Origin of the sequence: Pandoraea sp. XY-2 (genome assembly GCF_004193915.1) — a bacterium.
GTDB lineage: Bacteria > Pseudomonadota > Gammaproteobacteria > Burkholderiales > Burkholderiaceae > Pandoraea > Pandoraea cepalis.
The window spans coordinates 4157762-4172198 of record NZ_CP030849.1; the positions used below are offsets into that span (position 1 = coordinate 4157762).

Consider the following 14437-nt stretch of genomic DNA (forward strand, 5'->3'; position numbering starts at 1 on the left):
CGGCCCGCCCCGTATCGTGTCGCTCAGAACGGGTTTGACGTCCCTCAGCGAATGCCTGGGTCCCGATATCCGATGCTTATTTCGTCGGCGTCGGCGGCCAACAGGCCAATTCGTTAGAATGGAGACGCAAGCCAAGGCCCCACCATGACCGAAACGATCATCCGACTTACCGATCTGCGTAGCGACGCGCGTTATGCGACGTATTCCCCGCAAGCGCCCGCGCAAGTGCGCGCTGCCACCGGCCATCTCGAAGATGCGCTGGCGCGGCCACTGCACGACCTGCGAATCTCGGTGACGGATCGTTGCAACTTCCGTTGTGTCTACTGCATGCCGAAGGACGTGTTCGGCAAGGACTATGCATTCCTCCCGCAATCCTCCCTGTTGTCGTTCGAAGAAATCGAGCGGGCCGCGCGCCTGTTCGTCGAACATGGCGTGGAGAAGCTGCGCCTCACGGGGGCGAGCCGCTGTTGCGCAAGCACATCGAGCGTCTGATCGAGATGCTCGCCCGCCTGCGCACACCGTCGGGCAAACCGCTCGACATCACGCTCACAACCAACGGGTCGCTGCTGGCGCGCCGGGCGCAATCGCTCAAGGATGCCGGGCTCACGCGCGTGACGGTCAGCCTGGATAGCCTCGACGATACGATTTTCCGGCAGATGAACGATGTCGACTTTCCGGTCGACACAGTGCTCGAAGGCATTGCGCAAGCCCAACGCGTCGGTCTGGGCCCGGTCAAGGTCAACATGGTCGTCAAACGGGGCACCAACGATGGCGACATCGTGCCCATGGCGCGGCATTTTCACGGCAGCGGCGTGATGTTGCGGTTCATCGAGTACATGGACGTCGGCACGTCGAACGGCTGGCGGATGGACGAAGTGCTGCCGTCGGCCGACGTCATCGCCCGGCTGAACGAGGCATTGCCGCTCGAGGCGCTCGAGCCGAACTATCCCGGCGAGACGGCCCAGCGTTGGCAGTATCGCGACGGTGGCGGCGAAGTCGGTGTCATTTCGTCGGTCACGCGCGCTTTTTGCGGCACTTGTTCGCGCGCACGCCTGTCTACGGAAGGCAAGTTGTATCTATGCCTGTTCGCGAGCGCCGGTTACGACCTGCGCACGCTGCTACGCAACGGGGCGAGCGACGCGCAGATCTCGACCGTCATCGGCGACATCTGGCAGGGTCGCACCGACCGTTACTCCGCCTTGCGCACGGCGGCGACTGGCCTGCCCGAAAACGCCCCTCCGAAAGTGGAGATGTCCTACATCGGCGGCTGAACGGTCCGGGCACGGTGCCCGTCCGCTCGTCCGCATGCTTTCGTAATATCGAACTCTCACTCGACTCATGATTTTTAACGCCCCGGACGCCCATTGCGTTCGAGACTCCCTGAAGATTTCCCGGCGTGTCTCGCCCCGAGCGCTCGCCTCGCGGCCCGACGTTTCGTCGCCGTCAGCCTGAGCGCTCTGACAGTGTTGTTGGCCGCCCTCGCGCCCGCGATGGCGCGTGCCGATTGCGACCCCGGCGGCCGCGACGTCGCAAACCGTGTGATGACCTACACCGGCCAGCTCGGTGAGCGCAATCCGTTGCGGCTCGTGCTGCGTCCGTCGTTCGGCGGCAAGCTCGAGGGCCGTTATGCCAATGCTTCTTCGCTGGGCGACACGTACCTCACGGGCAAGCTGGAGAACAAGTCGCGCCTGCATCTGACCGAGTTCGACGCGGGCGGCATGCCGCGAGCGACCTTCGACGGCGATTTCGCCGCCAACGACGAGGTTGACCGCCAACGCGGTGTGTCGTCCAGTTGCGAGGTCATTTCCGGTCAATGGAAGGATCTTCGCAATGGGCGCTCGGTGCCGTTCGAGCTGGCGCTCGCCAGCGTTCAGAACGGTAAGCTCGATCATCTCTACGGCGTTGCCGGCGTGGACGACGACGAAACGGTCAATCGTGCGGCCACGCAATTCCGCAAGGGGGTTCTCGACGACCGGCGCGACGTGGTTGCGCAATCGATTCGCTATCCATTGCGCGTGTCGTTGCGCGGCAAGACGATGATGCTTCGGAACCCGAAATCGCTGCTCGCGCGCTACAACGAGATATTCACCGACGGTTACGTGCGCACCATCGGCGCGGCCGTGCCCCGCCTGATGTTCGCGCGCGATCAGGGCGTGATGCTGGGCAACGGCGCCGTCTGGTTCGATGCGTCCGGGCGCGTCATCGCGCTCAATCGGTCCTGACCGGTCCGCCGCCCGCCCATCGCCCTGGCATTCTGCCCCCCATGACTACCGCGCCGATCCTTCGTAGCGCTATAACCGGCCTGGTCCTCGCAGGGGGGCGAGGCCAACGCATGGGCGGACGCGACAAAGGCTTGCAACGATTCGCCGGCCGAACGCTGGCCGAGCACGTCATCGAGCGCATGCGGCCACAGGTCGAGACGTTGCTGATTAGCGCCAATCGACATCACGATGCCTATGCGGCGTTCGGCGCGCAAGTGGTGAGCGACGAGACGCCAGACTTTGCCGGCCCTCTCGCCGGCATGCTGGCCGGTCTGCGGGCAACGCGCTCGGACTACCTCCTCACCGCACCGTGCGACTCGCCCTACCTCCCGAGGATCTCGGCGAACGGCTGGCGGCCGCGCTGAGCGCCTCTGGCGCGGACACCGCCGCCCCACCTCTGGCGGCCTATGCCGTCACGCCACAGGGGCCGCATCCGGTCTTCGCCCTCTTGCATCGCACGCTCGCCGACGATCTTGCCGCCACGCTCGCGGCCGGGGAACATCGCGTCAGGGCGTGGCTGGCACGCCACAAGGCCGTACAAGTTCACTTCGGCGACGAGCGTCCGTTTTACAATGTCAACACGCTGGACGACCTCCAACCCGATACCTCCGATAGGCCCGATACGTCCGACACGCCGCGCGCGCCCTGATATTGCGGACACCGACGCGGCCCGATCTGTCGCCACCGCATTGACGGGATGCATGCCGGGGACTTGCCGGATGACGACGCCACACCATGACTACACTTGACGAAGCCCTGGCCGGCTTGCCGGACTACGACCCCAACCATATGACGGTCGAATCGGCGCGCGCCATCATTGCGCGCACTGCGCGTCCGGTGTCCGCCATCGAGCAGGTCGCCGTGCGCAGCGCGCTGGGCCGTGTGCTGGGTCGCGACGTCACGTCGCCGCTCGACGTTCCCGCTTTCGAGAATGCCGCCATGGACGGCTATGCCTTCGCCGGCAGCGTGCTGGCCGCCGGGGGCGACGTACGCCTGCGCGTGGCCGGCCGCTCGTTCGCCGGCCATCCGTTCGACGGCGTGGCAGCGCCCGGCGAATGCGTGCGCATCATGACCGGCGCCTTGCTGCCCGCCGGCTGCGACACCGTCGTCCCCCAGGAACAGGTGCAGCGCGAAGGCGATACCGACATCGTCACCTTTGCGGCCAACACTGTCACGCCCGGGCGCCACGTGCGTCACGTTGGCGAGGATCTGGCTGCCGGCCACACGGCGCTGCATGCGGGCAAGCGGATTCGCCCGGCCGCGCTCGGCCTGCTCGCCTCGCTGGGGATTGGCGAAGTGCCGGTGCGCCGCCGCATTCGCGTCGCGTTCTTCTCGACGGGCGACGAACTCCGCTCGGTGGGCGAGCCACTCGCGCCGGGCAATCTCTACGACAGTAACCGCTACACGCTGTTCGGCATGCTGCAACGTCTGGGTGCCGAGGTGCTCGACCTGGGCGTCGTTCGCGACGACCCGCAAGCGATCGAGGACACCCTGCGCACCGCTTGCCGCGACGCCGACGCCGTCATCACGTCGGGGGGGTCTCCGTTGGCGAGGCCGATTTCACCCGCGAGATGATGACGCGCCTGGGCAATGTCGTCTTCTGGAAGATGGCGATGCGCCCGGGCCGACCGTTCGCCTTCGGCGAACTCGAGACCGACGGCCATCGCGCGCTGCTCTTCGGCTTGCCGGGCAACCCGGCCGCTGTGATGGCGTCGTTCTACCACCTGGTTCGAGACGGCCTGTTCGCGCTGATGGGCGCCGAACCGCAAGTCACGCCCAACCTGCCGGTGCCGACGACAACGGCCATTGCCAAGCGTCCCGGCCGGACCGAATTCCTGCGCGGCGTGCTCGCCGCTGACGCGCAAGGCTGCTGGCGGGTGACGGTGGCCGATGCCCAAAGCGCCGGCATTCTGCGCACGATGAGCGAAGCGAACTGCTTCGTCACGCTAGGCACCGCTCGCGGCGATGTCGCGGCGGGCGAACTGGTCGACGTCATCGCGTTCGACGGATTGGTTTAACGCGAGCCTCTCGGATTCCCCCTAAAGCGAAGCAGCGAAATTGCGATATATTGCCGGCGTCGGCGCTTCGACGATGTCGGCACCCAACCGAAAGCACACGTCAATGACAACAAAAAAGCAAATCACGTATATCAGTCCGGGCCAGACGGCCAAAGCGCTGGTGCTGGTCTATCTCACTTTCAGTATCCCGATGGTGCTCCTCGCGTTCCTCGCAGCGTTTTACCGCTACGGTGAACTGCCGGGTCTCGCATTCATTTCCGCGCTGGTCCTGAACGCCATCGTCGGTTTCGTGCTGCTCTGGATCGCCTGTCACGCCTACAACTGGGTGGCCGAGCGCTTCGGCGGCATCGAAGTGGCCCTGGGCGATATCCCCGACGAAGAGCGCTGACCGTCACACCGGCGACGATTTGATCCTGGCGCGTCGAATGCATCGGGGGCATCCAAGGCACATGTCCCCCGGCACCGCGCGCCGTCAACCGTACCGCTTCTGATTTCCCTACCCCATGTCCCTGACCCTGTGTACCGCCAAGGCCGACGACGTCGGCGCGATTTACGGCCTGATGCGAGAGCTGGCCGTGTATGAAAAGTTGCTGGATATTTTCGAAGCAACGCCGCAGAGCGTGCACGAGGCGCTGTTCGGGCCGGCGCCGGCAGCCGAGTGCCTGATGGCGAAGTGGGATGGCGAGGCGGTCGGCTACGCGCTGTACTTCCACAACTTCTCGACGTTCCTCGGACGGCGCGGTCTGTACCTTGAAGACGTCTACGTACAGCCCTCTATGCGCGGCAAGGGCGTAGGACAGGCGCTCATGCGTCAATTGGCCGGCATCGCCGTCGAACGAGGTTGCGGACGCTTCGAGTGGACCGTGCTCGACTGGAATCAGCCGGCGATCGACTTCTACACCTCGCAAGGCGCGACGGTGCTGCCCGACTGGCGCGTGGTGCGCATGACGGGCGAGGCACTCGAGCGGTTCGCCCAGAGCGGCGAAGCGCCAGCGCCCCGAGCGTTCTGAGCACGCCACGGGTTGGGAAATTCGGGAACGCTGCGAACGTCATCCAAGTCGGGACTGCCAGGCGCGTCGTGAACGTCCCGCGTCCGCAGGCGCCCGGGCGCGACTCGCCCCGCCCGGGCGCTCACGCCTCGTCGTCGGCCTCCATCTCCACACCGAGCAGTTCGACCGCCTGCTCACCAGGCAACGCTTCCACGGACTTGAGCTGACGCGCCATTGCGCGCGTTCGCACCTCGGCCCTGTCGATCGAACGGGTCACCGTCTCCAGTTGGGCCTTGGTCTTCGCAAGCACATCACCGAACTTGGTGAACTCCGTTTTCACCGCGCCGAGCACCTGCCAGACCTCACTGGAACGGCGTTCGATCGCGAGCGTGCGGAAGCCCATCTGCAGGCTGTTGAGCAGCGCGGTCAACGTTGTCGGGCCCGCCACGGTCACGCGATAGTCGCGCTGCAACAGATCCGAGAGTCCCGGACGCCGCAGCACTTCGGCGTAAAGCCCTTCCGTCGGCAGGAACAACAGCGCGAAGTCGGTCGTGTGGGGCGGCGCGAGATATTTGTCCGCGATGGACTTCGCTTCCAAGCGGATGCGCGTCTCCAATGCCTTCGATGCCTCTTCCACCGCTGCTAAATCGGCTCGCTCCTGCGCGTCGAGCAGGCGCTCGTAATCCTCACGCGGGAATTTGGCGTCGATCGGCAGCCAGACCGGCGTGTTGCTGTCGCCGTTCTGTCCCGGTAGGGCGATCGCAAACTCCACTCGCTCGGCACTTCCCGGCTTGGTCGCAACGTTCTTGGCGAACTGGTCGGGTGTCAGCAGTTGCTCCAGCAACGCCTGCAATTGCACTTCCCCCAGATGCCTCGCGTCTTCACATTGGTCAGCACGCGCTTGAGATCGCCTACGCCGGCGGCGAGCGTCTGCATCTCGCCCAGGCCGCGATGCACCTGCTCCAGGCGGTCCGAGACCAGCTTGAACGACTCGCCGAGTCGTTGCTCCAGCGTGGCATGGAGCTTTTCGTCGACCGTGCGGCGCATTTCCTCGAGCTTTGCCGCGTTGTTGACCTCGATGTCCTTGAGCTTCTGTTCGAGCGTGGCGCGCACTTCGGCCAGCCGCCGTTCGTTGCCCTCGGCCAATTGCGTGAGTTGTTCATGCTGCGCCTCACCGAAGCGGCGCAACGTCGACGACTGCTCTTCGCGCATCTGCTGTCCGTTGAGCACCAGGCTCTGACGCACCGCGTCGAGCTGGGCAGCATTCGTCTCGGTGAGCTTCGCCAACTGTTGGGCAAACGCGTCGATCTGGTTGTTCTGCACCGTGGCCACGCTCGTCATCTGCGCGGCCAGCGTCTGTTGGAACTGCGCCATCTGCGCGCTTTGCTCGCCGCGTCCGGCACGCGCCGTTTCCGCGAATTCCTGGCGCAGGCCACGCTCGCTGCGATCGGCGGCCTGAAGCAAGTCATCCCGGACATGGGTCAGCGAGTCGACGAGCGTCTCGCGCAATGTCGAATCGCCGCCGCGCTGCCAGACCTTCACCGCAATCGCGATCATCAACAACAAGTTCAGCGCTGCCAGCGCCACCCACCCCATCTCTACCATCGCGTTGCGACTCCCGTTGACACCTTTCGATCCCGCTGCCTATGCCTACCGATGCCTGATTTGTGCCGATGTTGCGCCGCTACGACTGGCGCGCGGCCGGATTGAGCAGACAGGGGGTTTGCCCGCCGCCGCCCGAATCCCAACGCCGCGATCAGATTGTCGGCCGCCAGACTTGCCATGCCGCGACGCGTCGCCACCGAGGCACTCGCGATATGCGGCGTCAGCACGACATTCGGCACCTTGAGCAAATCGGGGTGCACCTTCGGCTCGCCCTCAAAGACGTCGAGACCCGCCGCCGCAATCTGCCGGTTTGCGAGTGCGACCGCGAGCGCCGCATCGTCGACGATGCCCCGCGCGCCAGATTGACCAGCGTTGCCGTCGGCTTCATGACGGCTAGCTCGGCGGCGCCGATCGTATGATGCGTTGCGCCCGAGTATGGCAGCACAAGGATCACGTGATCCGCCGTGCGCAACAGCGTGTCCTTGTCGACGAAGCTCGCCTTGCAGGCGGCTTCCGTTGCGGCATCGAGACGCGACCGGTTGTGATACACGACACGCATGTTGAAGCCCATCGCGCGGCGCGCAATCGCCTGCCCGATACGGCCCATGCCGATGATGCCCAGCGTGCTGCCGTGCACGTCGGCGCCGAGAAACATATCGTAGGCCCACTTATCCCAATGCCCTTCGCGCAACCACCGCTCGGACTCGGTCACGCGACGGGCCGTCGCCATCAACAGCGCCCAGCCGAAGTCGGCCGTCGTCTCGTTGAGCACGTCGGGAGTGTTCGTCGCCATGACGCCGGCGGCGGTCATCGCCTCGATATCGAAGTTGTTGTAGCCCACGGCCATATTGGCCACCACACGCAGTTGCGGCGCACCGGCGAGCACCGATGCGTCGATGCGCTCGCTCGCCGTGGTGATCGCGCCGGCCTTGTCGGCCAGACGTGCGCGCAATTCTTCGCTCGAATACACGGTATCGGCGTCGTTGCGCTCGACCTCGAAATACTGCGCCAGACGCTCGATCACGTCGGGAAAAATGGCGCGGGCTACCAGGATCTTCGGTTTCACCAGTCGTCTCGCAAAGGTTGGCCGCGTCACACCATCGCGGCTCAGAAGAATATCAGGGTCGTCAATACGAACAGCGGCAGCAGAATCGCGCCCGACCACAGCATATAGCCAAAGAAGCTCGGCATGCGAATGCCGCGTTGCTCCGCGATAGCTTTCACCATGAAGTTCGGCGCGTTCCCGATGTATGTGTTCGCGCCCATGAACACCGCACCGGCCGAAATCGCCGCGAGCGTTGCCGCACCGGTGGTCATCAGCGTTGCGGCATCGCCGCCAGCGGTATTGAAGAACACGAGATACGTCGGCGCATTGTCGAGGAACGACGAGAGCAGGCCCGTCGCCCAGAAGTACATGACGTTGTCCGGCGCACCGCCCGGCCCCGTGACAAGACGAATGACCCAGCCAAGCGCGCCGGCTTCTCCCGCGCGCAGAATGGCAACCACCGGGATGATGGTCAGGAAGATGCCGGCGAACAGCTTGGCGACCTCCTTCATCGGCTCCCAATTGAAGTCGTTACCCTCGCGCGCGGTGCGCGGCGTGATCGCCAGCGACATCAACGTCACCACGATCAGCCCGACGTCACGCGCGAGGTTCTGCAAGGCGACCGGCGTACCGAAGACGTCGAGCTCGACGCCCGGCTTCCAGATCCCGCTCATCAGCACGAGCCCCACAGCAGCGGCAAGCAGCACGAAGTTGCGCTTGCCTTCGAGTCGCAGCGGCGCGGAATACGGCGTCGGGTCCATTGCCTCGATCCGAGGCTCGCTCTTCTTCCGGAAGTAGTAGCTATCGATCAGGAAGAACAGCACCAGCAGCATCGCGCAGATGAACAGCGTCTCAGGCCAGATGTGCGCGGTCGTCCAGAAGAAGTCGACCCCTTGCAGGAAGCCAAGGAACAGCGGCGGATCGCCCAGCGGCGTCAGCGAGCCTCCGGCGTTCGCCACAAGGAAGATGAAAAACACGACGACGTGCACGTTGTGTTTGCGGTTGTCGTTCGCGCGGATGAGCGGGCGGATCAGCAGCATCGCCGCGCCCGTCGTGCCCATGATGCTGGCCAGCACGGTGCCCAGCGTCAGCAGTCCGGTGTTGAGCCACGGCCCGCCGCGCAGGTTGCCATGCACGCAGATGCCGCCGGCGGCGGTGAACAGCGCCGTAAGCAGAACGACAAACGGAATGTACTCCGCGACAACGGCATGCACTGCGCCATACCAGGCCGCCCCCACGCCGAACACCAATGCGAATGGCACCAGGAATGCCGCGCCCCAGAACGCCGCGATCTTGCCGAAATGGTGATGCCAGAAAGCCGGCGCCAGCAGCGGCCCAATGGCGATCGAGAGCAGCAGTCCGGCAAACGGCACGCCCCACCAGGCGACGAGTTGTGCGCCGTCCGGCCCGGCAGCAAACGCCGCGGGGCTTGCCAATGTCAGCCCCGCCGCCCCCAATGCGCTCCATATCCCCTTGTGCATTGTTCTTGGTTCCTATTGATTGATAGTCGACGACGTACGAGTCGCCCGCGAAGCAGGAGTGCCCGAAATGGCGCAACCTTGGGAAATATCTCAAACCAAGGTCCCACACGGCCCGGCGGATCAAATACCGAAGACGGCGGGTGATTCTCGAAAGCCTCCCCCCATCGCGTATCGGCATTCGCGCTGGTGCAACGAGTCATTTGGTGTTGGCCCGCGGTCGCAGGCCGATGGGACGGCGTCGTGCCTCAGGCACCGTCGACGATGATGAGATGCACTCGGTAGGGACCGTGGGCGCCCAGCACCAGCGTCTGTTCGATGTCGGCCGTGCGCGACGGGCCCGCGATGAAGTTCGTGGCGCGAGAGAGTTGACCGCGCTCACTACGCATGAGCGCGAAGCCGTCCTCATGGCCGGCGACGATGCGCGACGCGGGCACGACCGCGATATGCGTTTCGGGCAACAGGGTGGCCGACGCAATTGTCTCGGGACCCGACATCATCATCAGCGCGCCGGTTTCCGCGATGGCGCAGAAGCAACCGGTGATGCCGACCAGATCGTCGCCCTGCGGCTTGCGGAATTCCACGCGACACCCGGCACCCGCCCAATCGAGTTCGCGCAAGGTCGGCCACGCCACCGCCTCGACGGTGAGGCCGTTGGCCTGCAGGTACGTCGCGGCCGCGGGCGGCACGTCGCTCATGCCCGGCACGCGCGCGATCGTGGTCGAGAGCGCCTGCGCCTTGTCGATGAACGTGGCGATGAGATCGTCCGACATGGCCGGACGCGGTCCCTGCGGATGCCGTGCCAGGTAGTCCTCTGCCGCCGCCTGCTCGTTCGCGCGCGCGGCATCGGGACGATGCTGAGCATTGCGGATGCGGGCAAAGATGCGATTGCGGGCGTCGGAGGTATCCATGGGCTGTCCTGTGAAGCCGACGTGCCGGTGTGCGGCCAACGTCGTCGCTTATCGTCTCTCGAAAGGCCACCGTTGCAAGTTCGGCGGGCGATGCGCAATTATAACGGCTGCCCTTGCCGGCGCGACGCACGTTCGCGCACTATCGGAATGCTCTGGCGCGGCGCTCGGACCAGGCGGCAGGCATCGAACGTCACGCACCGGCCGCTGACGCCGGCGCGATCTCGAATACCTGACGCAGATACGCCAGATAAGCATCGTCGTTGCACATATTCTTGCCCGGCGAATCCGAGAGCTTCGCCACCGGCTGGCCATTGCAGCGCACCATCTTGATGACGATCTGCAACGGTTGATAGCCCAGATCGTTGGTGAGGTTCGTCCCCACGCCAAAGGCGAGCTTGCAACGGTCGCGGAACCGCTCGAAAAGCTGAAGGACCTTCGGAATATCGAGGCCGTCCGAGAAGATCATGGTTTTCGTATGCGCGTCGACGCGATTCTCTGCGTAGTGCGCCAGCAGGCGCTCACCCCAGACGAACGGATCGCCGGAATCATGACGCGCACCGTCGAACAGCTTGCAGAAATACATATCGAAGTCACGCAGGAAGGCGGACATGCCGTAGACATCGGACAGCGCGATGCCGAGGTCGCCGCGATACTCCTTCGCCCACGTCTCGAAGCCGAAGATCTGCGAGTCGCGCAGACGCGGCCCGAGCGCCTGACATGCCTGAAGGTATTCGTGGGCCATCGTGCCGAGTGGCGTGAGCCCGAGCTTGAGCGCGTAGTACACGTTGCTCGTGCCCGCGAACTGTTCGCCCAGTTCGTCGCGCAGCGTGAGAATCACTTCCTCGTGCCACTCCTTCGAGAAGCGGCGTCGCGTGCCGTAATCGGCGATCTTGCAGTCGCGATAATCGACGCGGCCCGCGAGCATGCCGATCTTGTCCTTGAGCCGCTGACGGCCTTCGTCGTAGGCCGGCTTGCGCTGTGTGTTGCGGAAATACACTTCGTTGACGATGGCGAGCACCGGGATCTCGAAGAGGATCGTATGCAGCCACGGCCCGCGAATCGTGATGTCGATCTCGCCGTTGCCCTTTGGCGAGGGCTGCACCGTGATGTACTTCTCGTTCAGATGGAACAGGTCGAGAAAGTCGATGAAATCGCTCTTGATGAAGCGCATCGCACCTAGGTAACGGAGCTCGGACTCGGTAAAGCGCAGCCCGCACAGCAGGCGGATCTCGTCGCGAATCTCGTCGACATACGGCGTGAGGTCCACACCTTCGGTGCGACACTTGAAGCGGTATTCGACTTGCGCTGCGGGAAAATGATGCAGCACCACTTGCATCATCGTGAACTTGTAGAGATCGGTATCGAGCAGCGACGTGATGATCATGACGACAGACTTCGCAAGGAACACGCAACAGAAAGCAGCGCACGCCGCCGATCGGCAAGACAGCCACGAGGCGGCGCACGGGAAGAGCAGTCATCGTACCGCAAAGCGGCGTCACGCATGACGTGCGCGCGGGGTGCGGGGGTGACGCCGCGGCGTGCGCGCGAAGCGCTTCGGCTCTCGCACCTGCCGCCCCCGGCTGCGTTACAATAACGGCTTTAACGGCCGTTCGAAGCCGTTTCGCGCCCTACTCTGGAGTTGTTGGCATGACGCACGTTGTCACCGAAAGCTGCATCAAATGTAAATACACCGATTGCGTGGACGTCTGCCCCGTGGACTGCTTCCGCGAAGGTCCGAACTTCCTGTCCATCGATCCGGACGAGTGCATCGATTGCGCCGTCTGTGTGGCCGAGTGCCCGGTGAACGCCATTTATGCCGAAGAGGACGTGCCGGGCGACCAGCAAGCCTTCATCGCCTTGAACGTGGAACTGTCCCCGAACTGGCCGAGCATCACGAAGACCAAGCCGTCCCTGCCCGACGCGGATCAGTGGAAGGACGTCACCGACAAGCTTCATTTGCTCGAGCGCTAAGCCTCGGGCGACTTGGGCGGACGTCGCGCGCCAGGCGCAGAAAAATGCGCACCCGGTGTTGACAGTGTGCAAACGCCGCCCCTATAATCTCTTTCTCTTTTGATCCCCGATAGCTCAGTTGGTAGAGCGCCGGACTGTTAATCCGTAGGTCCCTGGTTCGAGCCCAGGTCGGGGAGCCAAGCATTTCAAAGCGATGGCCTCGCGCACGCGAGGCTTTTGTTTTAGTCGACGCGCCGTGACAGCGGTGCGCGGCACCCAAGTTTGATCCTCGATAGCTCAGTTGGTAGAGCGCCGGACTGTTAATCCGTAGGTCCCTGGTTCGAGCCCAGGTCGAGGAGCCAGAACACAGAAAGCCTCGCCGATCGGCGAGGCTTTTTTGTTTTCGGCGACAGGCCGCAGCATCGGTCGAACGTGCCCCCCTCCCGCCGAGCGCGCAAACAAAAACGGGGCACCGTCTCCGGCACCCCGCTCTCGGACTTCCTGAACAACGCGCGCTTACTCGCTTGCGGGCGCCCCCATCGCGACCGAGCGATTCGCCGAGGCCTGCACCTCGTTGCTGTTCACGCTTTCAATCCAGCGCCGGCGCATCGGCGCGAGCACGAACTTCGCGCCCACGGCCGCAGCGATACTGATGATCGCCGCTGCGATAAACACACGATCCCAGTGACCGCCGACGGCGAGCACCGATGCCAGCGGCACCAGCAACGATGCCGTGCCCTTGGCCGTGTACAGCGTGCCTGCGTTGGACGCCGCATTCTTGCTACCGAACGTGTCCGCACACAGCGCCGGGAAGATCGAGAAGATCTCGCCCCAGCACAGGAAGGTCATCGCGGCGAAGAACACGAACATGTACGGGTTCTGACCGAAGTGCATCAAACCCAGCATCGCCAACCCTTCCCCCAGGAAGATGATGAACATGGCATTCTCACGTCCGATCTTGTCAGAGACGAAGCCGCACAACGGGCGCGTAAAGCCGTTGCACAGATTGTCGATCGACAGCGTCATCGTGAGCAGCGGCAGCGTCGCGCCGAAGAGGGTCATCGGCATCGAAGCAATGCCGAAATCCTTCGCGATCGGGCCGATCTGCGCCGTCGCCATCAGACCGCCAGCGGCCACAGCAACGAAGCAAACGTAGATCACCCAGAACACCGGCGTACGAATCATCTGACCCGAGCTGTAGTCCACCTTCGTCGACAGAACGCGGCGCGACACCGTCACCCCCTTCGGCGCGCGCGGCTTTACGAGCAACAGCGCGAGGATGAAGATCGCCACGCCCTGCACGATACCGAAGTTGAAGAACGCTGCCTCGTAACCCGACCCGCGGATCATATTGGCAATCGGAATCACGGTGATCGCGGCACCGGCGCCGAACCCGGCGGCGGTCAGGCCGGCGGCCAGACCGCGCTTGTCCGGGAACCACTTCAGTGCGTTACCCACGCAGGTGCCATACACGCACCCAGCGCCAATACCCGCGATCACGGCCGCCGTGTACAGCACGGCGAGCGATTCGGCATACGAGTACATGATCCACGAAAGGCCGACGCAAATCGCGCCGCCCGCCACCACCGGCCGAGGCCCGAAGCGATCAACCAGCCAGCCTTCAATCGGCACGAGCCAGGTTTCCACCACGATGAAGATCGAGAACGCCACCTGAATGGCCGCGACGCCCCAGTGATGCTTCGCCTGCATCGGCTCGACGAACAACGTCCACGAATATTGCAGATTGGCCACCAGGCCCATACAGATGATGCCGATCACCAGTTGTGACCAGCGCCCTCCCAGAAAAGAGGTCTTCTCCTCCGGTTGTCCATTTGCTTGCATGACTTGCCTCCTGTTCCTGTCAGACGATTGACGCCGGCCCGCGCTTCGTTGTGCGGTACCCGCCGTCATCGCGTGCCGTCTCGCGCCCCAACGTGGGGGAATCGCGCATACGGCACGCCTCCTGGCGCTACATGCGGCTCATGCGTGGCCGCTTGATCACGGAACGCTGCCTGGCGGCGCGCTCGCAGGGCTTGAGCCCCGGCTGACTGACTTTCGGAAGCGCCAAAGGACGCTTCCGGCCCCCACTTCGGCGCGGCGACGCAGGCTTTAGGCCCGCGCCGGCAAGTTGCCGGCTGCCGAAGGGTGACGGGTGAATCAATTCGAGTGGGAAACGGCCT

At 64.2% G+C, this 14437-nt stretch carries 8 protein-coding genes, 2 tRNA genes and 5 pseudogenes; 9 read left to right on the plus strand and 6 right to left on the minus strand.

Annotated elements, in window-relative coordinates; genetic code table 11:
• Positions 1–144 precede the first annotated feature (144 nt).
• From moaA to DRB87_RS18740, 6 genes and pseudogenes are all read left to right on the plus strand, one after another.
• Positions 145–1271: pseudogene (moaA, locus tag DRB87_RS18715) on the plus strand (GTP 3',8-cyclase MoaA).
• A 93-nt stretch (positions 1272–1364) separates the two neighbouring features.
• Positions 1365–2222 (plus strand): hypothetical protein, encoded by an 858-nt coding sequence (locus DRB87_RS18720; RefSeq protein WP_130026960.1) that lies wholly within the window; start codon positions 1365–1367, stop codon positions 2220–2222.
• Between the two features lie 41 nt (positions 2223–2263).
• A pseudogene (gene mobA, locus DRB87_RS18725) lies at positions 2264–2910 on the plus strand (molybdenum cofactor guanylyltransferase MobA).
• Positions 2911–2996: 86 nt separating this feature from the next.
• Positions 2997–4279 (plus strand): annotated as a pseudogene (glp, locus tag DRB87_RS18730) (gephyrin-like molybdotransferase Glp).
• 103 nt (positions 4280–4382) lie between these two features.
• Complete coding sequence (locus DRB87_RS18735) at positions 4383–4667, plus strand: hypothetical protein (RefSeq protein WP_130026961.1); 285 nt, start codon at positions 4383–4385, stop codon at positions 4665–4667.
• 115 nt (positions 4668–4782) lie between these two features.
• Positions 4783–5289 carry a GNAT family N-acetyltransferase gene (locus DRB87_RS18740; protein WP_130026962.1) on the plus strand — a complete coding sequence of 169 codons (507 nt, stop codon included), beginning with the start codon at positions 4783–4785 and terminating at the stop codon, positions 5287–5289.
• Between the two features lie 121 nt (positions 5290–5410).
• On the opposite strand, the pseudogene rmuC reads toward DRB87_RS18740, so the two are convergent.
• The 5 genes and pseudogenes from rmuC to pncB form a co-directional block, all read right to left on the minus strand.
• Positions 5411–6864 (minus strand): annotated as a pseudogene (gene rmuC / locus DRB87_RS18745) (DNA recombination protein RmuC).
• A 122-nt stretch (positions 6865–6986) separates the two neighbouring features.
• Positions 6987–7942: pseudogene (locus tag DRB87_RS18750) on the minus strand (2-hydroxyacid dehydrogenase); the annotation flags it as partial.
• 38 nt (positions 7943–7980) lie between these two features.
• Positions 7981–9399: a sodium:proton antiporter gene (locus DRB87_RS18755; RefSeq protein WP_130026963.1), complete on the minus strand. Its 1419-nt coding sequence runs from the start codon at positions 9397–9399 to the stop codon at positions 7981–7983.
• A gap of 245 nt (positions 9400–9644) precedes the next feature.
• Positions 9645–10307 (minus strand): lactate utilization protein C, encoded by a 663-nt coding sequence (locus DRB87_RS18760; RefSeq protein WP_130026964.1) that lies wholly within the window; start codon positions 10305–10307, stop codon positions 9645–9647.
• A gap of 190 nt (positions 10308–10497) precedes the next feature.
• Positions 10498–11691, minus strand: coding sequence for a nicotinate phosphoribosyltransferase (gene pncB, locus DRB87_RS18765; protein ID WP_130026965.1), 1194 nt, complete (start codon positions 11689–11691; stop codon positions 10498–10500).
• A gap of 263 nt (positions 11692–11954) precedes the next feature.
• Between pncB and fdxA the strand changes: the two genes are divergently transcribed.
• The 3 genes from fdxA (at position 11955) to DRB87_RS18780 (ending at position 12619) form a co-directional block, all read left to right on the plus strand.
• Positions 11955–12278: a ferredoxin FdxA gene (gene fdxA, locus DRB87_RS18770; protein ID WP_130026966.1), complete on the plus strand. Its 324-nt coding sequence runs from the start codon at positions 11955–11957 to the stop codon at positions 12276–12278.
• Between the two features lie 103 nt (positions 12279–12381).
• Positions 12382–12457 (plus strand) — tRNA-Asn (locus DRB87_RS18775).
• Between the two features lie 86 nt (positions 12458–12543).
• Positions 12544–12619 (plus strand) — tRNA-Asn (locus tag DRB87_RS18780).
• A 154-nt stretch (positions 12620–12773) separates the two neighbouring features.
• Here the strand turns inward: DRB87_RS18780 and oxlT are convergent.
• Positions 12774–14099 carry an oxalate/formate MFS antiporter gene (oxlT, locus tag DRB87_RS18785; protein WP_130026967.1) on the minus strand — a complete coding sequence of 442 codons (1326 nt, stop codon included), beginning with the start codon at positions 14097–14099 and terminating at the stop codon, positions 12774–12776.
• Between the last annotated feature and the right edge of the window lie 338 nt (positions 14100–14437).